At 55.7% G+C, this 21,233-nt stretch carries 24 protein-coding genes; 14 read left to right on the forward strand and 10 right to left on the reverse strand.

Annotated features, from left to right (window positions below):
- Positions 1–2: 2 nt before the first annotated feature.
- The 5 genes from queA to AC0V6N_RS06275 form a co-directional block, all read right to left on the reverse strand.
- The gene (queA, locus tag AC0V6N_RS06255; protein ID WP_486170728.1) at positions 3–1,049 is read right to left on the reverse strand and encodes a tRNA preQ1(34) S-adenosylmethionine ribosyltransferase-isomerase QueA; all 1,047 of its coding nucleotides are present in this window, start codon (positions 1,047–1,049) and stop codon (positions 3–5) included.
- Between the two features lie 46 nt (positions 1,050–1,095).
- Complete coding sequence (locus AC0V6N_RS06260) at positions 1,096–1,812, reverse strand: peptidylprolyl isomerase (RefSeq protein ID WP_486170729.1); 717 nt, start codon at positions 1,810–1,812, stop codon at positions 1,096–1,098.
- 78 nt (positions 1,813–1,890) lie between these two features.
- The gene (gene coaD, locus AC0V6N_RS06265; RefSeq protein WP_486170730.1) at positions 1,891–2,403 is read right to left on the reverse strand and encodes a pantetheine-phosphate adenylyltransferase; all 513 of its coding nucleotides are present in this window, start codon (positions 2,401–2,403) and stop codon (positions 1,891–1,893) included.
- Between the two features lie 52 nt (positions 2,404–2,455).
- On the reverse strand, positions 2,456–3,385 hold the full coding sequence (locus tag AC0V6N_RS06270) for a polyprenyl synthetase family protein (RefSeq protein ID WP_486170731.1): 930 nt from the start codon (positions 3,383–3,385) through the stop codon (positions 2,456–2,458).
- Entirely contained in the window at positions 3,372–3,653 is a 282-nt protein-coding gene (locus AC0V6N_RS06275; RefSeq protein ID WP_486170732.1) for an exodeoxyribonuclease VII small subunit, read from the reverse strand. Before AC0V6N_RS06275 ends, AC0V6N_RS06270 begins: the two co-directional genes overlap by 14 nt.
- Positions 3,654–3,737: 84 nt before the next feature.
- Here AC0V6N_RS06275 and AC0V6N_RS06280 point away from each other — a divergent pair, with 84 nt between their 5' ends.
- Genes AC0V6N_RS06280 through AC0V6N_RS06300 form a run of 5 tightly spaced genes read left to right on the forward strand, consistent with a single transcriptional unit; the run spans position 3,738 to position 8,662 of the window.
- Positions 3,738–4,148, forward strand: coding sequence for a DUF2177 family protein (locus tag AC0V6N_RS06280; RefSeq protein ID WP_486170733.1), 411 nt, complete (start codon positions 3,738–3,740; stop codon positions 4,146–4,148).
- 14 nt (positions 4,149–4,162) lie between these two features.
- Positions 4,163–4,837: a hypothetical protein gene (locus AC0V6N_RS06285; RefSeq protein ID WP_486170734.1), complete on the forward strand. Its 675-nt coding sequence runs from the start codon at positions 4,163–4,165 to the stop codon at positions 4,835–4,837.
- A gap of 15 nt (positions 4,838–4,852) precedes the next feature.
- Complete coding sequence (purL, locus tag AC0V6N_RS06290) at positions 4,853–7,093, forward strand: phosphoribosylformylglycinamidine synthase subunit PurL (RefSeq protein WP_486170735.1); 2,241 nt, start codon at positions 4,853–4,855, stop codon at positions 7,091–7,093.
- Positions 7,078–7,416, forward strand: a complete 339-nt coding sequence (locus tag AC0V6N_RS06295) for a DUF6122 family protein (RefSeq protein ID WP_486170736.1) — start codon at positions 7,078–7,080, stop codon at positions 7,414–7,416. The genes purL and AC0V6N_RS06295 overlap by 16 nt, the downstream gene beginning before the upstream one ends.
- A gap of 1 nt (position 7,417) precedes the next feature.
- The gene (locus tag AC0V6N_RS06300; RefSeq protein WP_486170737.1) at positions 7,418–8,662 is read left to right on the forward strand and encodes a TCR/Tet family MFS transporter; all 1,245 of its coding nucleotides are present in this window, start codon (positions 7,418–7,420) and stop codon (positions 8,660–8,662) included.
- Here AC0V6N_RS06300 and AC0V6N_RS06305 read toward each other — a convergent pair.
- Positions 8,659–9,456, reverse strand: coding sequence for a Coq4 family protein (locus AC0V6N_RS06305; protein ID WP_486170738.1), 798 nt, complete (start codon positions 9,454–9,456; stop codon positions 8,659–8,661). The genes AC0V6N_RS06300 and AC0V6N_RS06305 overlap by 4 nt on opposite strands.
- 127 nt (positions 9,457–9,583) lie before the next feature.
- Here AC0V6N_RS06305 and AC0V6N_RS06310 point away from each other — a divergent pair, with 127 nt between their 5' ends.
- Entirely contained in the window at positions 9,584–10,270 is a 687-nt protein-coding gene (locus tag AC0V6N_RS06310) for a nitroreductase family protein (protein ID WP_486170739.1), read from the forward strand.
- 6 nt (positions 10,271–10,276) lie between these two features.
- Here the strand turns inward: AC0V6N_RS06310 and AC0V6N_RS06315 are convergent, their stop codons facing one another.
- Positions 10,277–11,110: a Coq4 family protein gene (locus tag AC0V6N_RS06315; protein ID WP_486170740.1), complete on the reverse strand. Its 834-nt coding sequence runs from the start codon at positions 11,108–11,110 to the stop codon at positions 10,277–10,279.
- Between the two features lie 136 nt (positions 11,111–11,246).
- The gene (gene serB, locus AC0V6N_RS06320) at positions 11,247–12,140 is read right to left on the reverse strand and encodes a phosphoserine phosphatase SerB (RefSeq protein WP_486170741.1); all 894 of its coding nucleotides are present in this window, start codon (positions 12,138–12,140) and stop codon (positions 11,247–11,249) included.
- On the opposite strand from serB, the gene miaA reads away from it, so the two are divergent.
- From miaA to AC0V6N_RS06350, 6 genes are all read left to right on the forward strand, one after another.
- Positions 12,133–13,104, forward strand: a complete 972-nt coding sequence (miaA, locus tag AC0V6N_RS06325) for a tRNA (adenosine(37)-N6)-dimethylallyltransferase MiaA (protein ID WP_486170742.1) — start codon at positions 12,133–12,135, stop codon at positions 13,102–13,104. The two genes, serB and miaA, sit on opposite strands and share 8 nt — an antisense overlap.
- Before the next feature lie 274 nt (positions 13,105–13,378).
- Complete coding sequence (gene ilvB / locus AC0V6N_RS06330) at positions 13,379–15,103, forward strand: biosynthetic-type acetolactate synthase large subunit (RefSeq protein ID WP_486172434.1); 1,725 nt, start codon at positions 13,379–13,381, stop codon at positions 15,101–15,103.
- Positions 15,103–15,618, forward strand: coding sequence for an acetolactate synthase small subunit (ilvN, locus tag AC0V6N_RS06335; protein WP_486170743.1), 516 nt, complete (start codon positions 15,103–15,105; stop codon positions 15,616–15,618). The genes ilvB and ilvN overlap by 1 nt, the downstream gene beginning before the upstream one ends.
- 43 nt (positions 15,619–15,661) lie before the next feature.
- Positions 15,662–16,681 (forward strand): ketol-acid reductoisomerase, encoded by a 1,020-nt coding sequence (gene ilvC, locus AC0V6N_RS06340; protein ID WP_486170744.1) that lies wholly within the window; start codon positions 15,662–15,664, stop codon positions 16,679–16,681.
- A 15-nt stretch (positions 16,682–16,696) separates the two neighbouring features.
- Positions 16,697–17,293, forward strand: a complete 597-nt coding sequence (locus AC0V6N_RS06345; protein ID WP_486170745.1) for a DUF4329 domain-containing protein — start codon at positions 16,697–16,699, stop codon at positions 17,291–17,293.
- A gap of 183 nt (positions 17,294–17,476) precedes the next feature.
- Positions 17,477–17,758: a hypothetical protein gene (locus AC0V6N_RS06350; RefSeq protein ID WP_486170746.1), complete on the forward strand. Its 282-nt coding sequence runs from the start codon at positions 17,477–17,479 to the stop codon at positions 17,756–17,758.
- Positions 17,759–17,995: 237 nt separating this feature from the next.
- Here AC0V6N_RS06350 and AC0V6N_RS06355 read toward each other — a convergent pair whose 3' ends face one another.
- Positions 17,996–18,475 (reverse strand): YHS domain-containing (seleno)protein, encoded by a 480-nt coding sequence (locus tag AC0V6N_RS06355; RefSeq protein WP_486170747.1) that lies wholly within the window; start codon positions 18,473–18,475, stop codon positions 17,996–17,998.
- Between the two features lie 277 nt (positions 18,476–18,752).
- Between AC0V6N_RS06355 and AC0V6N_RS06360 the strand changes: the two genes are divergently transcribed.
- Complete coding sequence (locus tag AC0V6N_RS06360; protein WP_486170748.1) at positions 18,753–19,913, forward strand: alpha-hydroxy acid oxidase; 1,161 nt, start codon at positions 18,753–18,755, stop codon at positions 19,911–19,913.
- Between the two features lie 62 nt (positions 19,914–19,975).
- Positions 19,976–20,425: a hypothetical protein gene (locus AC0V6N_RS06365; RefSeq protein WP_486170749.1), complete on the forward strand. Its 450-nt coding sequence runs from the start codon at positions 19,976–19,978 to the stop codon at positions 20,423–20,425.
- 59 nt (positions 20,426–20,484) lie between these two features.
- Here AC0V6N_RS06365 and AC0V6N_RS06370 read toward each other — a convergent pair whose 3' ends face one another.
- Positions 20,485–21,036, reverse strand: a complete 552-nt coding sequence (locus AC0V6N_RS06370) for a YHS domain-containing (seleno)protein (RefSeq protein WP_486170750.1) — start codon at positions 21,034–21,036, stop codon at positions 20,485–20,487.
- Positions 21,037–21,233: the final 197 nt, after the last annotated feature.

Here is a 21,233-nt window from a genome sequence, read left to right on the forward strand (position 1 = left end):
CGCTAATTGCTTTTCGGGAGCAGCAAGGACGAGTCCCCATAGGAGTAGAAGCGATACTCATTCTCTATCGCATGCGCATAAGCGCGCATCATCGTATCGCGGCCCATCAGAGCGCTCACCAGCATCATCAAAGTGGATTTTGGAAGGTGAAAGTTTGTCATCAGGCCATCGACCACACGGAAGGAATATCCCGGAGTGATGAAGATGTCGGTGTCGGCGGCAAATTCGCTTAGCTGGCCGTTCTTGTCCGCCGCGCTTTCAAGCAAGCGAAGCGAGGTGGTGCCTACCGCAATCACCCGGCCACCTGCCTTGCGAACATGATTGATCCGATCGGCTGCGGCGGCTGTGATCCTGCCAAATTCAGAATGCATGGCGTGATCGTCGGTGTCATCCACTTTGACCGGCAGAAATGTCCCTGCCCCTACATGCAAGGTGAGCGTTTCACGCAAGATGCCACGCTTATCCAACGCCTCAACAAGGCGATCTGTAAAATGCAGCGAGGCTGTCGGGGCAGCAACAGCACCATCTTCGACGGCGAACATCGTTTGGTAGTCGCGCAAATCCTGCTCATCCACGCCGCGTTTTTGCGCAATATAGGGTGGCAATGGCATTGTTCCGGCTCGATCAAGCAGCACCTCAACCGGTTCATCGCCTTCAAACGCTAGCGTTAGCGAACCATCTGCGTGCCGAGCCTCGGCAATGGCGGTGACACCGCCGCCAAAGATCAGCTGATCGCCTTCTTTCACCCGTTTGGCATTGCGGACAAAGGCTTGCCAGCGCCTGAGGTCGAGCCGTTTGTGCAAAGTCGCGCCAACTCTTGCTTCGCCTCCAGCACGTCGTCCCTCAAGCTGAGCGGGAATGACGCGGGTATCGTTGAAGACAAGCATATCGCCAGGCTCAAGCAGGTCCGGCAGGTCAAGCACACCGCGGTCACCAAATTCCGGCTCGCCGCCTTTCACCACCAACATTCGTGCCGCATCGCGCGGGCGAACGGGGCGCAGAGCAATACGCTCTTGCGGAAGGTCGAAATCAAATAGCTCTACGCGCATAGCCTTCGCCGCCTAACGCGCTCGATTGCCGCAGGAAAGGTTGTTCTTACTGAAGCGGCGCGTTGAGCAGATCGGCTGTGATTTCTTGCTCAGGTTGCGGCGCGGGTGCAGAGACAGGCGCAGGACGGTTTTCGCTTGCAAACGAGGCCTGCAAAATACGTGTTGGCTGCTGTGGTGGTTCACCACGATTGATAGCGTCCACCGCCGCCATATTCTCGATCACACGGCCAAAATTGGTGTAACGTTTGTCGAGGTTAAAGCGCGGATAAAACACAATGAAAAACTGGCTGTTCGCGCTGTTGTCTTCGGTAGCACGCGCCATCGAAACACTGCCGCGAACGTGTGGCATTGGGTTAAACTCTTCATTCAGGTCAGGAAGCTCTGAGCCGCCCTGCCCTGTCCCCGTCGGATCGCCGCCCTGTGCCATAAAGCCATCGATTACGCGGTGGAAAATCACACCATCATAGAAGCCTTGCGCAGTGAGCGACTTGATCCGCTCCACATGGCGCGGGGCCCACTCTTCCATCAGGCGAATCTTGACCCGTTCCCCATTAGAAAGGTCGAGAACCCAGATGTTCTCAGGCTTTTCGCTCTGATCAAAGCTGATGTTGGGATAGGTGCGAGTATCAACCTCTTGAGCCATCGCATCTTCATCACCAGAGGTGTCAGGCAATGCTTGCGGATCTTGAGCAAGCGCTGGAGTTGCGATGGCTGCCATGGCGGCAAGCGCGCCAAGAGTGTATTTGAACATTGGGTTTTTCATTTCTCTATTCGAATTGGTTGTCCGTTTAGGCATCTGCGCCTGACACTTCAATGAATGAGTTTGACCTCTCCACCGCGCTCAATAATCGCCTCGGCGGCCCGTCGTCTCCACCCGAGCATTCACCTCATCACAAACCGGCGCGCTGACGAAAGGCGAGATGTCCCCGCCATACAGAGCGATTTCCTTGACCAGCTTTGAAGCGATTGGCTGCAATGACACGTCAGCCATCAAAAAGACGGTCTCAATATCATCATCGAGCTGCTGGTTCATGCCCGCCATCTGGTACTCATATTCAAAATCAGCCACAGCGCGCAGTCCGCGAATGATCACCGATGCCCCTTGCTTCTGAGCGAACTTTACCAACAAAGCATTGAATCCAACCACTTCGACATTGGTTAGGCCCATTTCTTTCACCTCACGTTCGACCATCGCAAAGCGTTCTTCGGTCGTGAACATGGGGTTTTTCGACGGGTTGGTTGTGACGCCAATGATCAAATGATCCACCAATTTGCCCCCTCGCCGAATGATATCGGCATGGCCAAGCGTGATGGGGTCGAATGTACCAGGATAGATACCGACGCGGCGTGTCATTGCGTGCTTCCTCTTCGAAAATGCTGAGTTCTTGGCGCTCAGCTTCCATAAATTAGCGATCCCGCTCGACTATGAACCGTGCGAGTGCGCGCAGAGTGTTCGCTTCAGGGCCATGCGAGGCAAGGTGCGATACCGCCTGATCAACCAATGCGCGGGCCTGTTCACGCGCTTTGTCGACACCCATTAGCGTCACAAAGGTTTGCTTACCCTGTTCGTTATCTTTGCGCAGTGCCTTACCCGCTTTTTCCGCATCACCTTCTACGTCGAGAAGATCGTCAGCGATTTGAAATGCGAGCCCGATATCACGTGAATAGGCACGCAGATGTGCACGGCCCTCTGCGGGCACTTTGCCAAGCACTGCGCCCATCTCGACGCTGGCGGCCAAGAGTGCGCCAGTTTTGAGCTGCTGCAATCTGGTGATCGTCGGCAGGTCGTAATCCACGCCTTCTTCGTCAGCGACCATATCCATCATCTGACCGCCAGCCATCCCGTGCATCCCCGACGCGGTGCCAAGGGTAGAGATCAGCTCACTGCGAACAAAGGGATCGCTGCTTGTCCCGTGATCCGCCAACATCTCGAACGCAAGAGCATGCAGCGCGTCACCTGCGAGCACGGCTGTGGCCTCATCAAATTTGTGATGCAGAGTTGGTTTGCCATGGCGCAAATCATCGTCATCCATGCAGGGCAAATCGTCATGGATAAGCGAATAGACATGGATTGCCTCAATCGCAGCGCCTGCCTGAAGCGCGGCGGTGCGATCCACCCCAAAAAGTTCGGCAGTGCTCACCACCAGCAACGGGCGCACGCGCTTACCGCCTCCGATTGCGGCATAGCGCATGGCCTCTACCAACCGCGCGCGAGTATCGCCGGGGACAGGCAAAAAGGCGTCAAAGACCGAGTCAATCTCTCCCTGCACTTGTTTCAGCGCAGGGCCCAGCACATCGCCGTCTATCCCCACCACGCTCACGCTAGTTTGCTCCATCAAGCGGCGCAGTGCCGCTTGGCTTGCCATCGGAACCAGCAACGATCTTTTCGATCCGAGCCTGCGCAGAATCGAGCCGCTTCTGGCATGTGGCGCGCAGTTGCTCACCACGCTCGTACAACTCAATCGACTGATCCAGCGGCACATCACCGCGCTCCAATTTGAGCACGATCTCTTCAAGCGCTCTCAAAGCATCTTCGAACGTCATTTCCGCAATCGCGGGGTCACCGGCAGCAGATGTGTTTTCCTTAATCATGTCACGGAGCATTGACGCTGCGGCGCTTGCCGGTCAAGGCTACTCGGTGGGCGCGGTCCCCACAAATGTCGGGACCAAACAGGGAAAGAAACGCACATGAAGTGGGTCATCGCCGTTTTTTCAGCGGCAATTATCTTCGGCGCAATGGACGCTATCTGGCTACAATGGGCTGGTCCCAACCTTTATGAGCCGACAATAGGGCCGATCATGGCCGAACAGTTTAACGTTGGCGCGGCCGCTGCCTTTTACTTCATTTACCTCGCTGGAATGACCTGGTTTGCGATCCGACCAGGGCTTTTGAGCGGATCCGTCAAAGTTGCGCTTCTCAATGGCGCATTGCTGGGCGGGCTTTGCTACGCGACATTTGACCTCACCAGCCAAGCTGTTTTCAGCGTGTGGGCAACGCATATTACCGTGTTGGACATTTGTTGGGGTGCGTTTGCGACAGGTGCGACCAGCGCGCTTGCGACGGCTATCACTCTCAGATTCACCAACAAAGCGCACTAGGGACATAGATTTCGATGTTCATTGGCCATTTTGCCCCCGCTTTCCTAGCCGCTGCCGCTTACTCACGCGGTCCCAAGCTTGCGACATATTTCGTCGCCGCTCAGCTGGTGGATTGGGGCTTTTTCGCGCTCGCTATGCTGGGTGTTGAGAAAGTGCGCGTCGAACCGGGCGCGACCGCAATGGTGCCACTCGACCTCTATTTTTACCCCTACACCCATTCTTTAGCGGGCGCCGCGATATGGGGATTGGCAATGGCAGTGGTCGTTGCAATCTGGCACCGCGATACACTCGCAGGCGCTTTGGCCGCGATGGTGGTTGTGTCCCACTGGCTGCTCGATTGGATCACTCATCGGCCAGACCTGACACTTGCTGGCGGAGAGCAAACCTACGGGCTTGGCCTATGGAATCATCCTGAGATCGCAATGCCGCTTGAAATCGGAATCACGCTCGCCGCGTTCTTCTATTATCTCGCAAAATCGCGTGGTCCTGCGGCGCAACCGATGATCCTGATGGCCGTCATGCTGCTGTTTCAGGCGATCAACTGGTTCGGCCCCGAGCCTGCAGAGGCTAGTTTTGGAATGTATGCACAAGCGCTGCTCGCCTTTGCAATTATGACCGGTTTAGCCGCGTGGGTCGGGGAGAACCGCTATTTCACGCAAAGAGGCGGGTTGGCTGCGGCGAGCCTCTAGCCTATGCGCTCGAAAATGAGCGAAATTACACCCGAAGTCGTCGAGCAGCATGGCCTGTCTCCGGAAGAATATGAGCGCGTCCTGACGGGTTTGGGCCGAGAGCCCAACCTGGTTGAACTCGGCATCTTTTCTGTCATGTGGTCAGAGCACTGCTCTTACAAATCAAGCCGACTGCACCTCAAGAAGCTTCCGACTGAGGCGCCTTGGGTCATTTGCGGCCCTGGCGAAAACGCTGGCGTTATCGACATTGGCGATGGTCAGGCCGCCATTTTCAAGATGGAGAGCCACAACCACCCGTCGTACATTGAACCTTATCAAGGGGCTGCAACCGGTGTTGGCGGTATATTGCGGGACGTCTTCACCATGGGCGCGCGGCCTGTGGCGAATATGAACGCGCTGCGCTTTGGCCGCCCCGATCACCCCAAGATGAAGCACTTGGTGCAAGGCGTGGTCGCTGGCATTGGTGGTTATGGCAATTGTGTGGGTGTGCCGACAGTGGGTGGTGAGACCAATTTCCATCCCGCCTATGATGGCAACATCCTCGTCAATGCGATGACTGTGGGTGTCGCCGATGCGGACAAGATTTTCTACTCCGCGGCAACTGGCGTCGGAAACCCAATCGTCTATGTGGGATCGAAGACCGGACGCGATGGCATTCATGGTGCCACCATGGCGAGCGCGGACTTTGAAGAAGATGCAGAAGCCAAACGCCCCACTGTTCAGGTCGGCGACCCCTTCACTGAGAAGCTTCTGATCGAAGCTTGCCTAGAGCTAATGGCGACCGATGCGATTGTCGCCATTCAGGATATGGGCGCAGCTGGCCTAACCTCCTCCAGCGTTGAGATGGCCACCAATGGCAAAGCGGGCATCCGGCTCAATATGAACAAGGTGCCGTGCCGCGAAGAAGGTATGACTCCCTACGAAATGATGCTGAGCGAAAGCCAGGAGCGGATGCTCATGGTCTTGAAGCCCGGCAAAGAAGAGATGGCCGCAGCGATCTTTGAAAAATGGGAACTCGATTTCGCCGTCATCGGCGAAGTGACTGATACGAGTCACATGGTGCTTGAATTCGATGGCGACGTCGTTTGCGACATTCCGCTTGGTCCGCTTGCAGCAGATGCTCCCGAATATGATCGCCCATATATCTCAAAAGAGGAATACGCGCAGTGGGCGGGCATCGCACCGATGCAAGATGTCCCTGACACAGACGACCCAGGCGCGGACCTGCTCACAATGCTCGCCTCCCCCAACCTCGCATCGCGGCGTTGGATTGCCGAGCAATATGACAGCCAGGTCATGGCCGACACTCTACAAACTGGCGGTGATGCGAGTGTGGTGCGCGTTCACGGGACCGAAAAAGCGCTGGCGATCAGCACTGATTGCACTCCGCGCTATGTCTATGCGGACCCCTATGAAGGGGGCAAACAAGCCATTGCGGAGGCCTATCGCAATCTTTGTGCAGTAGGCGCTCGCCCACTGGCTGTGACCAATTGCCTCAATTTTGCAAACCCGCAGCGCCCTGAAATCATGAGCCAATTCGTCCATGCGCTCGAAGGAATGGGTGAAGCGTGCCGCGCGCTCGATTTTCCAATCGTTTCGGGCAATGTGTCGCTTTATAATGAAAGCAAGGCAACTGGTGGCGGCTCTGCCATCCTGCCGACACCTGCGATTGGCGGAGTCGGCATTCTTGGCGATGCAAGCACGATGGTCACACCTGACTTCAAGGCTGAGGGCGATGCGATTTACATGATCGCTCCTGAGTTCTGGGCCAAGCCCGACCCGACCCGTTCGCATCTGGGCAAATCGCTTTGGCTGGACGTCGTGAAAGGCCGCGATGAAGGACGCGCACCGCCGGTTGATCTCGCCGCTGAACGCGGTGCTGGTCAAATTGTTCGCAAACTGATTGGCGAAGGGCTGTTGTCTGCCGTCCATGATCTATCCGATGGTGGCCTGGCCGTTGCTCTTGCTGAGATGGCGATGGCTGGCGGCATCGGTGCCGAAGTCACCACCAATGCAGATTATTCTGCCGCACAATGGTGGTTTGGCGAAGATCAGGCGCGTTACGTCATCACAGTGTCACCGGACAAAGCCGAGGCCTTCAATCGCATTGTTGCCGAAGGGCCCGATATCCCTGAGGCAGAGATGGTAGGCTTCCACCGCATCGGAACGGTTGGTGGAGATACACTGCTTGGTCAGTCGATCACCGACCTTCGCGCAGCTCATGAAAGCTTCTTTGCCGATTGGATGGAAGCATAGAGCTTCTCCAATCCATCCTGCATTATGGAGGGCATTGGATAGTGCCCTTTGCACTGGGCTGGGTGATTTGGCGTGGGAAGTGGTGGAAAGCAGGATTGGTTATTGCCAGTGCCAACCTGATTGATCTCGACCATCTGCTTGCCGATCCGATCTTTGATCCTGATCGTTGCAGCATTGGCTTTCACCTGTTGCACGGATGGGAGGCGGCTCTTGTCTACGCGGCTATGCTCGTAATCCCGCGCTGGTGGGTGCGCGCTTTTGCAGCAGGCGCTTTCTGGCATTTGGTCGTAGACTATGGCGACTGCGTCATGCAGACGTGGTGACGTGAGCATTTCGACCTCTCAATCCTCGACAAAATCGACATTGGGCTTCGTCGCGCTGATCGTGTTTATCGACATGGTCGGGATTGGCCTGATCGTGCCGGTGCTGCCCGGTCTTCTTGAAGAAGTCACCGGCGAAACCCTCGATAAAACAGCGCAAATCGGCGGATGGCTGCTGTTTGCTTATGCTTTCATGCAGTTTCTATTCGCGCCCATTGTGGGTGGCCTTTCTGATCGTTTTGGGCGGCGACCGGTTTTGCTTTTCACGCTTTTCATGCTCGGCGTGGACTACGCAATTATGGCATGGGCGCCGACGTTATTCTGGTTGTTTGTTGGCCGTGTCTTGTCCGGCATTATGGGGGCAAGCTGGGCGGCGGCAAATTCCTGTATCGCAGATGTTGCGACGGCTGAGGAACGCGGGAAGTTCTTCGGCATGATGGGGGCCGCAGGAGCCGCTGGCTTCGTTATCGGACCGGGGCTTGGCGGATTGCTGGGCACTGTCGATGTCCGCTTCCCTTTCATAGCAGCGGCCATTTTGGCGATCGCCGGATCTGTTGTGGGTGTGTTCCTTCTGAAGGAAACGCTCCCCAAAGAACGCCGCCGCGCCTTCAGCTTTGCCCGAGCCAATCCGCTTGGCACTCTGCTCCAAATGGCCAAACACCCCGTGGTTGTAGGCTTTCTTCTGGTGATCTTTTTCAGCCAACTCGCGGCGACTTCGCATCAATCGGTTTGGTCCTACCACACGGAGTTGATGTTCGATTGGGGTGAGCTTGAAATTGGGCTCAGCGTCGCCCTGTTCGGTATCATGCTGGTGCTTGTGCAAGGTGGATTGACCGGCAAGATCATCGAACGCATCGGCCCAAAACGTACGATTATTCTTGGTTTCCTGATCTCTTTCCCTGCCAACCTCATTTTCGCGTTTGCACCTTCAGGCGGATACATGATTGTAGGGGTGATCATTGGCAGCTTAGGCGGGCTGTGCTTCCCGGCCATGCAGCAAATGATGAGTGCAAGAATTTCAGAAGACGCCCAGGGCGAACTTCAAGGCGCGATCGCAAGCACGATGAGCATTTGCGCGATCATCGGCCCAATCATCATGACGTGGACTTTCGGCACTTATGCAGATGATACCGGAGTGTACTTTCCAGGAGCGCCGTACTTGGTCGCCGCTGGTCTGGCCTTCATCGCAGTGTCAGTTGCGGCTTGGAACATGACCCGCGTGCGAGACGAAGTGGCCGTAAACGCTTAAGCCGCCTGGACATTGTCCAGTCCGAGGTTTTCTTCCGCATATCCTTCGGCCTCGAGTTGCTTAAGACACTGGCGGTAAATCACAGGCTGACCAATATTGAGTGCTTTTCGCACCTCTTCAATGTCTGAGCGCATGACAGCCTCAACATCCATATGCGCAAGCTTCGACGCGGCTTTGCCCAGATCGCGTCCTTCGCGGATCGCGGCGTAAATCGGCGCTTTCGTTCCGGTGACCTTTTTGATCTGGCGTGCAGCAGCATAGGCGATGAATTTAACGCCAAGATTGTGGTTCTGCTCATAGCTAAAGCCAAGCAAGGCCGCCTCACCGAGGGCATCGCGACCATAAGTGGTCAGGACATGGAACAGATCATGCGTATCGCGCAGGCGGTTGAGATACCACTCGACCTGATCAACTGGACGCTCTTCGCGGGGGCGCCACGCATAGCTCTCTTCTACCAGGCCGTTAGCCGTCAGCCCCTCACGCTTCATGAATTCGATATATTGCCGCGCGACCGTTTCGGGCCCGCAATCCGCCCAGCGATCATGGTCGTCAAGCATATCAGCAAGCCCGAGCTGATCTTCACGCCGCATGAAATCCTTCGCGGTTTCCGAACGCAGGAATTCTTCTGCTTGCCGGCGGATTTTGCGGCCCTTTAGCGCTTCGATAATGAAGAACACCTCTTTGGTGTCTTCTTTGTCTGCGACCAAATTTCGGAAATGATGCAGGGCCTTCAAGGGTCTAAAACCGGTTAGGTCGCGATCATCGGCAACAATCGGCAAATCCAATACAGACATGCGGCCCTCCAAAGCCCTGTGCAATTAGGTTCGTGAATTGAAACTTACATAAATGTCAGTAGCTGGTCAAGCGGCCCTAACGTTACGGAACGCTTGCCCTTCGCGATCGATCTGGCAAAGGAGCCGGATGCAAGACCACGACACAGTTCCATACTCACTCCAAGCTCTTGACGATGACGAAAGCATAGCGCGAGCAGGAGCATTGCGCGATCGCCTGAAGCAAAGACGCACGTGCCGCTACTTTTCCGATGCGCCAGTCCCGCGCGAGGCAATCGAGGCCGCAATCGAAGCAGCTGGCACGGCTCCCAATGGAGCCAATCACCAACCTTGGCACTTTGCAGTGGTTCAATCAGCAGAGAAGAAACGGGCCATTCGAAAAGCCGCCGAGGAAGAAGAGCGGCGTTTTTACGGTGAAGATGGAAACGATCCCAAAGCGAGCGAGGAGTGGCTCGGTGCGTTAAGAGACCTTGGCACTGACGCGGAAAAGCCATTTCTGGAAACCGCACCCTATCTGATCGTGGTCTTTGCCCAGCGCAAGGGCGGGATCGAAGAGGACGGCAAGACGCAGAATTACTACGTCAATGAAAGCGTCGGTATCGCCTGCGGGATGCTGATTGCGACGTTGCATGAAGCGGGCCTCGCCACCCTCACCCACACACCCTCCCCCATGGGTTTCCTGCGCGAAGCATGCGAGCGCCCTGAATGGGAAAAGCCGCTGATGATCGTTGTGGTCGGTCGGCCAAGCGAGGATGCCACGGTTCCGACGCACGCGCTAAAGAAAAAGCCATTGAGCCAGATCGCGACCTGGCTCTGAGAACGATTAGGCGGAGGCCAATTCGTTAATTTCGCTGTCGCTGGCGAGCAAGTTGTAAGGGTCAATGCCCTCTTCTCGCCAAATCCGGTGACACTCACGATATTGCGTCGGTTCTGGAATGTTGAGCGCTGCGCGCACATCATCAAACTGCATCTTAAGCAGTTCACGGATCGGCTGTTCGATCAGCTTTACCGCGCCCTTACCGGTCCGCTTGGCCTGCTGTGTTGCGCGCATGATCGGAGCCTTGCTGCCCTTCACCTGCATTTTGATATTGAGCGAGCCGGCGTAGCCGATCAACAAGTGCCCTTGAGCTGGCGATTGGCCGTGCGTGAAAAGCAGGACGCATTGTTCGCCCAATGCATCGCGGCCATATCCGGTGAGGACATGAAATAGATCGTGAGTGTCGCGCGAACGATCACCAAACCACTGCACCAGATCATCATATTTTGGGCGACCAAGCTTATCGGCCTCAGCAACCAATCCAGCAGCGGAGAGCCCTTCACTTTCCATAAAGTCGCAATAGACATGCGCGAGGCTGCCTTTGGGTGTTTTGCGCAAGGCCGCATGATCATCGAGGATTTCGGGCAGACTTGGCTCGCTCTGCCGCAAAAATTCGCCTCGCTCAGACAATGTCAGCGCCTCAACGCGGTTCATAAAAGACTTCGAAGGAAGAGACTCGTAGATCTTGAAGACAAGGCTCGTGTCTTCTTTGTCTTTCATCAAAAGACGGAAGTTTTTCACCGCACGAGGAAGCGAGTATTGCGGATCGGGGCGATCTGCATGGCGCAGGACGGTACCGTCAGCTGCTTGGATAGAGGAATATGGGTTAGCTTGTGTCATGCTCTGCGGCCTCAAAGGGGTGAATGCCAACGCCCTAACGACGCTTACTTACATTTATGTAAATAACAGAATATGAGTTCGAGATCAAAACCTATTTTTGAGTGCCACCTCAAATTCGGAACAGGTCACAGATCAATCAGCCCTGCCCCACCCACTCAGAAACGGGAATGCCAAAAAGCGAGAGGATAGTGGTAAGGTCTCCATTGTTGACGAGACCATTGGCCGCGGCTCGCGCTTTGGGCTTCGCCATGTATGCAAAACCATAGGTCGCAGCCTTAAGCATCGGAATGTCGTTGGCACCATCGCCGGTCGCCAAAACCGTCGTTCCGGCAGGCAACAAGGCGTGTTCTTCGCGCAGGACTTGTTCTTTGGTGCTCGCATCTGTGATCGGACCGTCAAGCCCGCCCGTTAGCTTGCCGTCCGTCACTGCAAGACGGTTGCCCACCACCCGGTCAAAGCCAAGCCACTCAGCCACACGGTCCGCGAAGTGGTGAAAGCCACCTGTCACCAATACCGTTTTGCAGCCATGAGCCTTTAGCGTCTGAGTGAGAGTCTTCGCGCCTAGCGTAGGCGAAATTCGCTCTGTCAAACATTGCTCAATCGCGCCTTCATCAAGCCCTTCAAGCAGCCCTACTCGCTCCCGCAGCGCGCTCTCAAAATCGAGTTCACCTTGCATGGCGCGCTCTGTGATATCGGCGATTCTGTCCTTAAGGCCTGCATAGTCAGCCAGTTCATCGATGCATTCCTGCCCGATCATGGTGGAGTCCATGTCGGATACGAATAGCGATGGGATAGTCGGTGTCTGCTGAGTCACCAAAGCATCGCAATCGCCAAAATGCACACCTAGAATATTGTAGATGAGCGCGGTGTCACTCTCACCAAACGCCAACTCAAGAACGGTGCTGTCTGTGTTCTGGAGGATGAGATGATCACTCGGCATCAAAATGTCTGAATGACGCAAGCCATCATTCAAAGCATCAAGCCGTGTTTCCCAATCCATATTGTCTGCTATCAGACGCGCAATGAGCACGAAAACTTCTCCAAATTCACCCGCATCCCGCAATGGCAATGCGCCGCAGCTCGCGCTCATTGCAGGGCCGACGGCTAGCGGCAAGAGCGCTTGTGCATTGGACCTTGCAAAGGCGTTGGAAAAGCAGGGCCGCAAGGGCATTATTATCAATGCGGACAGTATGCAGGTCTATGCCGACATCCCCATTGTTTCGGCTGCCCCCAGTGAAGAAGAGCAGCAGCAATGCGCGCACAGGCTATACGGAGCGTGGGACGGCGCAAACGCCTGTTCCGCGGCGGACTGGGCTAATCGGGCGAAGCAAGAAATTGCCGCTGCGCATAAGGATGAGGCTGTCCCAATTCTTGTTGGCGGCACCGGCATGTATCTCAAGGTTCTCATAGAAGGGATCGCGCCCATTCCGGAAATCGATCCCGAGGTTCGCGAAGTGGTTCGGGCGATGGAAACGTCCACAGCCTATGCCACTTTGCAGATAGAGGACCCTTTGCGCGCGGCCGAATTGCAGCCGGGCGACAGCCAGCGCATCTCTCGCGCGCTTGAAGTAAAGCGATCCACTGGCGTGACGCTTGGTGATTGGCAGCAAGCGAAAACGGGGGGAATTGGCGAGGACGTTAGCCTACACCCGCTTGTCATGATGCCGCCGCGCCAATGGGTTTATGATCGGTGTGACACGCGGTTTGCTCAGATGTTGGAGGAAGGCGCAATCGAGGAGGTTGAGGCACTGATCGCACGCGGCCTGTCGCTGGACCTGCCAGTTATGCGAGCAATTGGAGTGCCGGAAATCGCAGCCTTGGTCCGCGGCGAGGCGACAAAGGAAGACACTATCGCCGCCGGAGCGCAATCCACTCGGCAATATGCGAAGCGCCAATTCACCTGGTTGCGCAACCAGTGCCCGGAGAACTGGGCGCGAGTTGAATCTGAAAATGTCGACTGTGGAGTATTTTTCGCATCATTATTACAAGATTAATGGTTGACCCGTTAGATTATACCCATTAGCGGACACTCAAACGCCTCTAAATAAGAGGCCTTGGTTTTGTCTAGCTAAGCCGGTATCTCGGCAAAGAACTCGAAGGGTGAAGGACACAAAGATCATGGTACTCGTGCTTATTGTAGAGGAAGCGGGCTGATCTGGAGTTCTTTCATTTGAACATCCCGACCGGCCCGATGCGAATATCCGCTTCGGGCCTTTTTTGTTTTTGGAGTTGAGTAAAGTGGCGAAGCGCTCTGGAGCCGCCTTGTTGATGGAAAGCCTGATCGAGCAGGGGGTCGAATATGTGTTCGGCTATCCCGGCGGCGCTGTGCTTCCCATCTATGACGAATTGTTCGGCGATGAACGCATTCGTCATATTCTTGTCCGGCACGAAGCTGGCGCTGCGCATGCTGCCGAAGGCTATGCGCGAGCGACAGGTAAGCCGGGTGTTGTGCTGGTCACGTCTGGCCCTGGCGCAACGAATGCCGTGACTGGGATTGCCGACGCTTTCCTCGACTCGATCCCGATGGTTGTCATCACGGGTCAGGTTCCCACGGCCCTAATCGGTACAGATGCCTTCCAAGAAGCCGATACAGTTGGCATCACCCGCCACTGCACAAAGCACAACTATCTTGTGAAAGACCCTGCAGACCTCGTCGCAACTGTCGAGGAAGCGTTTCGGATCGCGACGACGGGCCGCCCTGGCCCTGTTGTCATAGACATTCCGAAAGACGTGCAGATTGCCGTCCCTTCGAAAAGCCGCGCCTCAAAGCTGACAGCTCCGCATCGCTACTCCCCACAAATGGCCGCCGCGCCCGAGCATGTGATTGAAGCGGTTGAGCTCATCGCCAATGCCGAACGGCCAATTTTCTATACCGGCGGCGGTATTATCAATTCAGGCCCGCAAGCAAGCGAACTGCTGCGTCAGTTTCAGGATATCACGGGGGCGCCAACCACATCGACCCTCATGGGCCTTGGCGCGTTCCCCAACACGCATCCCGACTGGCTTGGCATGCTCGGTATGCACGGAACATTCGAAGCCAATATGGCAATGAACAAGTGCGATGTTATGGTTTGCATCGGCGCGCGGTTTGATGATCGGGTCACCGGGCGGCTTGATGCATTCTCGCCTGACAGCACGAAAATTCACATCGATATTGATCGCAGTTCCATTAACAAAAATGTGTCCGTTGATCTGGGCATTGTGGGTGATTGCGCGACGGTCCTTGAACAGATGATCAGCATTTGGGGCGAGCGCAAGGCTCAGGATTTGGGCGAATGGAAAGCCCGGGTCGCTGGCTGGCGCGCACGTGAATGTCTAGCTTATCCCGAAAGGTCCAAAAAAGAACCGACCGCGATCATGCCGCAAAAGGCGGTTGAGCGCCTCTATGCCCTTACGAAGGACAAGAAGCCGATCATCACGACCGAGGTCGGGCAGCACCAAATGTGGGCGGCGCAATATTTCGGATTTGAAGATCCAAATAAATGGCTGACATCCGGCGGATTGGGCACAATGGGCTATGGTCTACCCGCGGCCATCGGCGCGCAGCTGGGCCATCCCGATGCTCTGGTGATCGACATTGCTGGCGAGGCATCAATTCAGATGAATATTCAAGAGCTTGGTACGGCTTCTCAATATCGCCTGCCGGTCAAGATATTCATCCTCAACAATAAATATATGGGCATGGTCCGCCAGTGGCAGGAGCTGACCTATGAAAGCCGTTATTCAAACAGCTATTCTGACAGCCTGCCGGACTTTGTCGCCCTTGCTGAAGCTTATGGCTGGAAAGGCATCCGGATCACGGAGCATGAGGACCTGGATGCAGGCATCATTCGCATGATAGAGCATGATGGCCCCGTCATCGTCGATTGCTGCGTTGCCAAGGACGCTAACTGCTTGCCGATGATTCCCTCAGGCGCAGCACATACCGAAATGTTGCTCTATGGCGATCAGCATGATGGCACGATGGATGATGAAGCAAAGGCTCTGGTGTAATGAAGATTCAAAGCGCCGAAGCCGAACGTCATGTTTTGACCGTCACTGTCGACAATGAGCCGGGCATTCTCGCGAAGATCACCGGCCTATTCACCGCGCGCGGCTACAATATTGATAGCCTTACCGTGGCGGATATCTCCGATGACCATGCGGTTAGCCGGATCACCATTGTCACCAACGGTCCGCCTGAAGTGATCGACCAGATCGAGGCTCAGCTTGAGCGGCTTGTACCGGTTCATAAGGTCACTGATCTCACCACTGCAGGCCCGCATGTCGAACGCGAGCTCGCTTTGGTCAAAGTGGCCGGCAAAGGCGAAGCGCGCGTTGAAGCATTGCGCATTGCCCAGCATTTCCGCGCGAATGTCGTGGATACCACGACCGAGAGCTTCGTATTTGAGCTCACCGGATCGCCAGACAAGATCGACAGCTTTATCGGGCTCATGCGAGAGCTTGGCCTGCAATCAGTTGGCCGCTCTGGCGTTGTCGGCATGATGCGCGGATCAGGCGCACATTAGTTTCTAATTCTTCAAATATTTCAATTCACAAGAGAGAATACCAATGAAAGTCTATTACGACGCCGATGCCGATCTGAATTTGGTCAAATCGAAAAAGGTTGCGGTGCTTGGCTATGGTTCGCAAGGCCACGCTCACGCGCAAAACCTGCGTGACAGCGGCGTCGCAGAAGTCGCTATCGCCCTTCGCGAAGGGTCAGCGACGGCGAAGAAGGCGCAAGACGCTGGCTTCAAGGTCCTTTCGAATACAGAAGCAGCCAAATGGGCTGACATCCTCATGATCCTTGCGCCCGATGAGCATCAGGCTGCGATCTATGCCGATGATATTGCGGGACACATGAAGCCGGGCAGCGCCCTCGCCTTTGCTCATGGTCTGAACATACATTTTGGCTTGATTGAACCGCAGGCCGATATTGACGTGATTATGATTGCGCCGAAAGGCCCCGGACACACTGTGCGCAGCGAATATCAGCGTGGCGGCGGTGTTCCATGCTTGATCGCGATTCATCAGGATGCGAGCGGCTCAGCGCATGATGTCGCCCTCGCCTATGCATCTGGCGTTGGTGGTGGCCGTTCAGGCATTATTGAGACCAACTTCCGCGAGGAGTGCGAAACCGATCTGTTCGGCGAGCAGGCCGTCCTGTGCGGCGGTATCACGCACCTTATCCAAGCAGGCTTCGAAACGCTTACGGAGGCTGGTTACGCGCCGGAGATGGCGTATTTTGAATGCCTCCACGAGACCAAGCTGATCGTCGACCTCCTTTACGAAGGCGGGATTGCGAATATGCGCTATTCAATCTCAAACACTGCGGAATATGGCGACATTGTCACTGGCCCGCGTATCATTACGGACGAGACCAAGGCTGAAATGAAGCGCGTCCTCGCGGACATTCAGTCAGGCCGCTTTGTGAAAGACTTCGTGCTCGACAATCGCGCAGGCCAACCGGAGCTTAAGGCGTCCCGCAAAGCTGCAGAAGCGCATCCGATTGAAAAGACCGGCGCTGAGCTTCGCGCAATGATGCCGTGGATCAGCGCAAACAAGCTGGTCGACAAAGCCAAGAATTAGCTGCATCGGGTGGAGGTGCCCAAAAGCTCTTCCACCCGCATTGTCTTTGTTCTCATCGCCATTGTTTGGGTGGCGATCGTCGCGCGCGCATATCTCAATGTGAAAGACACAGACGCACTGCAACCCAGCGTTCCGCAATCGCAGGTTCAAGAATTCGCCCGCAGCGAACTCGACGCATTGCAACGGCCCAGTTTTGCCGGCGACAAGGAATTGTGCGGTATCGTCTTTGAAACGTCAGATGGTGAATTGGGTGTCTCCCGACCGACAAGCGGCGATGAAGCGAGCTGCGATATTTCCTATTTTGACGAGCCGGGAATGGTTCCGGTTGCAAGCTTTCACACCCATGGAAAGCACTCTAATAAATATGACGGTGAGGTGCCCTCACTGGTCGACATCGAAAGCGATGTTGCGCTTGGGATGGATGGATACATCGCGACGCCAGGCGGCAGATTTTGGTTTATCGATCACCAGTCAGCCACAGCGAAATTGGTGTGTGGGCCAGGCTGCCTAACGCAAGATCCCAACTTCGTCCCTTGCCGGGCTGATACTATCGCACAAAGCTACACAATGGCTGAATTGCGAACGCGCTTTAACCAGCCCAGTCTTTGCTGAAAAAAGAAACCCACCAGGAGGTTCCTCACTCCTGGCGGGTTAAATCTCTCTCCCACACAGTGCACTGGGGAGGTGCACGTCGGGCTTTGCCTGTTAGAGCGAGTGCATGAGGGGCAGTCACTCGCTCAAAAAAAGGGTGTGACCAGAGGCACTAGGAGGAACATATCCCCAGCCACACCCAAGATGCACACCCGTCAGGCAGCGGGCGCGCAAGCTGAGGCAGTGCAACCTGCTGGTTCACAAGCGGATGCAGCGCAGGCCGAAGCGGCACAAGCCGAAGCTTCACAGGCAGACGCAGCGCATGCTGATGCTGCGCAGGCCGAAGCGGCGCAGGCGTCAGCTGCACAAGCCGCCGCCGCGCATGCTGCTGCAGCACATGCCACTGCTTGGCGAGCTGCACGACGCTCTGCACGGCGCTGTTTGCGGGCTTCACGAGCAGACACGTTGCGTGAATTGCCCGAATAGCTGCTTGAAGTGTTGTTCGAATAGCTGTTGCTTGGTCCACATGGTGCATCAGCCAGTGCAGGTGCGCCAGCTGTCGCTGCGGCCAAACCACCAGCGACCATCAACATTTTTGTAAGGCTCAAATTCTTGCTCATCGTAAATTCCTTCCAGTATTTCATCACGTCGTTTGGGGGAATTGGCGCCCCAGCTGATCAGGGGTCAGTAAGGAGCGGGAGCGCCAATCAGGGTTGAGCGAGATTAGTCGCCGAAACGCTTACCTTCCGGGACCTGGGTCCAGGCAGGATCAGACTTCGCAAGGAAGCCATCGATATCGCCAAGCCATGTTTGCTGAACTTGCGTGTTGAAGTTCAAATACAGCTTGCCGCCGTGAATTTTGTAGAGTGTGGGATCTCCCGGAGCGAGCGATCCGCGGCTCATCGCCCATGCGCAGTGGCCACCATATTGAGGGGCATAGGCATCGGGGTCAGCAGCAAAAATGTCTGCATTGCGCTGGCTTGAGAAATGAAACTCCGCGCCATCATGCTCAACCATGAACTGAGCGCTACCGCGAGTTGGAACACCATTGCCTTGAAAGTAGCTGACGGTGTCATAGCCGCTAAGGGCAACATTGCTGCCTTCAACGCCGACGAACACGCCGCCATCGGCTTGAGCAGGGACAGCAACAGCTAGCGGGGCTGCGAGAGCTGCGGCTGCGATTGCGAGGTACTTGAAATTCATGAGGGTCTCTCCTGGGGGTATCAATCGTGCGGCGACCACTTGAGGCATCAGGCTTAGGGGGCGTCAGGGGTAACAGCCGGCCAAGGGGACAACCGACTGGGCTAACCTGATTGCCGCCAAGTGGCCGCGCACATCTGGGGTTCGCGCGTTCTTTGAGTTTGGTGACAGGTGATGTGAAAAAAGTTCGAAAAAGTTGATCCGCCGCACCGCAATGAGGGCTCTCGACAGGGTCCAAGCAATCCTGCACAGCCCACCCTAAGCGGGAGAAATACGGGCCATGAGGCTTAAAGACTGTCACAATGTCGATGATTTTCGTCGTCTGGCAAAGGCCAGGCTGCCCTTCCCCGTGTTCGACTACATCGATGGAGCGGCTGATGACGAGCTAACCAAAGCACGCAACACCGATGCTTATTCCAGCGTCGATTTGGTGCCCGACGTGCTCGCAGGTGTTCAAGAGATCGATACATCTTGCACGATCTTGGGACGTCAAAGCGCGTTGCCTCTGATGCTGTCACCCACTGCCGTACAGCGAGCCTTCCATTGGCAGGGAGAGACAGCTGTTGCGAAAGCGGCGGAGAAGTTTGGGCTTTGGTTCGGCATTTCCAGCTTGGCGACACGCTCAATCGAAGAAATCGCCGCGCTAACGGGCGGTCCCAAGATGTTTCAGCTTTATGTTCACAAGGACAAGGGGCTGAACACGCATATGATCGAACGCTGCCAGCAATCGAAATTCGATGCGCTCGCGCTCACGGTGGACACGATAGTCTCTGGCAAGCGCGAACGGTGCCTACGCTCGGGTTTCACCACCCCACCCCGCTTTACCCCTGCTTCACTATGGAGTTACGCGACCCGTCCGCGCTGGACCCTCGATTACATATTCCGCGAGAAATTCAGGCTCCCAAACTTAGATACTCATGTCAGCGAGGGGTCGAGCGAACCCGTCAGTATCGCCGAATACTTCAACACCATGCTCGACACCTCGATGGATTGGGACACGGCAGCGGCAATCCGCGAACAATGGGGCGGCACATTCGTGTTAAAGGGCGTGATGAGCGCTGCCGATGCTCGAAGAGCGGTCGAGATCGGTGCGGACGGCATCATGATCTCCAACCATGGCGGACGGCAATTGGATGGCAGCCGGGCACCATTCGACCAGTTGCGCGAGATAGTTGATGCTGTGGGCGGCGAGATCGAGATCATCTGTGATGGTGGCATCAGACGGGGCACCCACGCGCTCAAGGCGCTTTGCGAGGGCGCGACGGCTGCCTCGGGCGGTCGTCTTTACCTTTATGCGCTGGCTGCAGCGGGTCAGGATGGTGTTGAACGCGCGCTGGAGATCCTGAAGGACGAAATTGAGCGCGGTATGCGCTTGATGGGGGTGCCAAAAATCGCGGAACTCAATCGCGACCGTCTTCGCAACCGGCATTTGTCATCATAATGCAATCCAACTATCGCCTTAGGGCAGACAGAAAAAGCTAAGGCATTGCGTGGCAGCGAACCATGATGAAGATTGCGAAAACAGTATGGATCGTTGGTCTGGTAGGACTCACTGCATGTGGTCCAAGCGAAGAGACCGACACCAGCGCGGTCGCCAATGATTTTTCAGCGCGAATAAATGGCAACGGAAACACGGCCCAGTCACCAGCTACGCCGGGCACCGTTGCTCCGACCGTGGTGCCTCCGCGCGAAGATGCTGCACAAGGCGCATTTGAGCCTGGAACTGCGACAGATCCACAAAGTCAGACATGCAACGCAAACAAGATGGGACCTTTCATCGGTCGCCCAGCAGATGAAGCAACACGCCTAGAAGTCATGAGCGCGGCGGCAGGTGCGTCGGATGTGCGCTTCATCACTCCGGGCAGTGACTATATCAGGCCCGACGCAACCAATCCGCGTCTCAACCTGATGCTCGACAGCGAAGGCATCATCCGTGATGCGCGCTGCGGATAGCGCAAAAAACCCCGCCGCTCTGATCGAGCAGCGGGGTCTTTGGGTACCTAGACTAAACCTTAGTCTTGGAAGTGCTCATCCGGTGAGTGGGTTGGATAGTTGACATCACCCTTGGCGATAAAGCCTGGGATGTCCTGCTCCCAACGACCCTGAACGTCTTCGTTGAAGTTCAGATAGAGCTTGCCATCGACAATCTCATATACCTCCGGGTCGCCCGGTGCGAGTGCGTCATTCGCGCCAATCGCCCATGCGCAATACCCGCCGTAAGCCGGAGCGTATTTTGCAGGTTCTTCGATGAATGCGTTGGCATTTTCTTCCGTTGCAAAACGGTAGTCAAAGCCTTCGTAGCGGACAGTAAACTCTTCTGCGCCGACAACTGGAACGCCGTCACCTGTGAAGTAGCTCACAACGTCAAAGCCTGAAACAGCCAGTGTTTCACCTTTGGAAGCCGTGTGGACAGGACCGGTATTATCGCCACCAAGGTCAGCGAAAAGGCCGGTTTCAACCTGTTCAGCAGCCACCATGCTGTCACCTTCGGGCGCAGTTTCAGCAGGTGTGCCGCAAGCTGCGACGGTTGCCATGAGGGCGATTGCAAATAGTGATTTCTTCATAACTCTTATCCTCCTTAGGGGTCTTCTTCCCATCGGCGGCCTGAATGCCGATGACACTCAGCAGTTCGCGAGCCGTCGCAACATGGTTACACCACTAATTCACATTCTACGATTTTTTCTGGTTGAAGGCATATTGTACGCAGCCTTCACCTTGCGCGTGATCCCATTTTCGGCAATGAAGATGCCCATGACTTTGT

This window comes from Erythrobacter sp. S57(2025), from assembly GCF_057365055.1.

Coding starts and splice junctions, on each gene's coding strand:
- queA (WP_486170728.1), bottom strand. CDS start 1,049: ATGCGCGTAGAGCTATTTGATTTCGACCTTCCGCAAGAGCGTATTGCT.
- AC0V6N_RS06260 (WP_486170729.1), bottom strand. CDS start 1,812: ATGAAAAACCCAATGTTCAAATACACTCTTGGCGCGCTTGCCGCCATG.
- coaD (WP_486170730.1), bottom strand. CDS start 2,403: ATGACACGCCGCGTCGGTATCTATCCTGGTACATTCGACCCCATCACG.
- AC0V6N_RS06270 (WP_486170731.1), bottom strand. CDS start 3,385: ATGGAGCAAACTAGCGTGAGCGTGGTGGGGATAGACGGCGATGTGCTG.
- AC0V6N_RS06275 (WP_486170732.1), bottom strand. CDS start 3,653: ATGCTCCGTGACATGATTAAGGAAAACACATCTGCTGCCGGTGACCCC.
- AC0V6N_RS06280 (WP_486170733.1), top strand. CDS start 3,738: ATGAAGTGGGTCATCGCCGTTTTTTCAGCGGCAATTATCTTCGGCGCA.
- AC0V6N_RS06285 (WP_486170734.1), top strand. CDS start 4,163: ATGTTCATTGGCCATTTTGCCCCCGCTTTCCTAGCCGCTGCCGCTTAC.
- purL (WP_486170735.1), top strand. CDS start 4,853: ATGAGCGAAATTACACCCGAAGTCGTCGAGCAGCATGGCCTGTCTCCG.
- AC0V6N_RS06305 (WP_486170738.1), bottom strand. CDS start 9,456: ATGTCTGTATTGGATTTGCCGATTGTTGCCGATGATCGCGACCTAACC.
- AC0V6N_RS06310 (WP_486170739.1), top strand. CDS start 9,584: ATGCAAGACCACGACACAGTTCCATACTCACTCCAAGCTCTTGACGAT.
- AC0V6N_RS06315 (WP_486170740.1), bottom strand. CDS start 11,110: ATGACACAAGCTAACCCATATTCCTCTATCCAAGCAGCTGACGGTACC.
- miaA (WP_486170742.1), top strand. CDS start 12,133: ATGAGCACGAAAACTTCTCCAAATTCACCCGCATCCCGCAATGGCAAT.
- ilvB (WP_486172434.1), top strand. CDS start 13,379: ATGGAAAGCCTGATCGAGCAGGGGGTCGAATATGTGTTCGGCTATCCC.
- ilvN (WP_486170743.1), top strand. CDS start 15,103: ATGAAGATTCAAAGCGCCGAAGCCGAACGTCATGTTTTGACCGTCACT.
- ilvC (WP_486170744.1), top strand. CDS start 15,662: ATGAAAGTCTATTACGACGCCGATGCCGATCTGAATTTGGTCAAATCG.
- AC0V6N_RS06350 (WP_486170746.1), top strand. CDS start 17,477: ATGCACACCCGTCAGGCAGCGGGCGCGCAAGCTGAGGCAGTGCAACCT.
- AC0V6N_RS06355 (WP_486170747.1), bottom strand. CDS start 18,475: ATGAATTTCAAGTACCTCGCAATCGCAGCCGCAGCTCTCGCAGCCCCG.
- AC0V6N_RS06360 (WP_486170748.1), top strand. CDS start 18,753: ATGAGGCTTAAAGACTGTCACAATGTCGATGATTTTCGTCGTCTGGCA.
- AC0V6N_RS06365 (WP_486170749.1), top strand. CDS start 19,976: ATGATGAAGATTGCGAAAACAGTATGGATCGTTGGTCTGGTAGGACTC.
- AC0V6N_RS06370 (WP_486170750.1), bottom strand. CDS start 21,036: ATGAAGAAATCACTATTTGCAATCGCCCTCATGGCAACCGTCGCAGCT.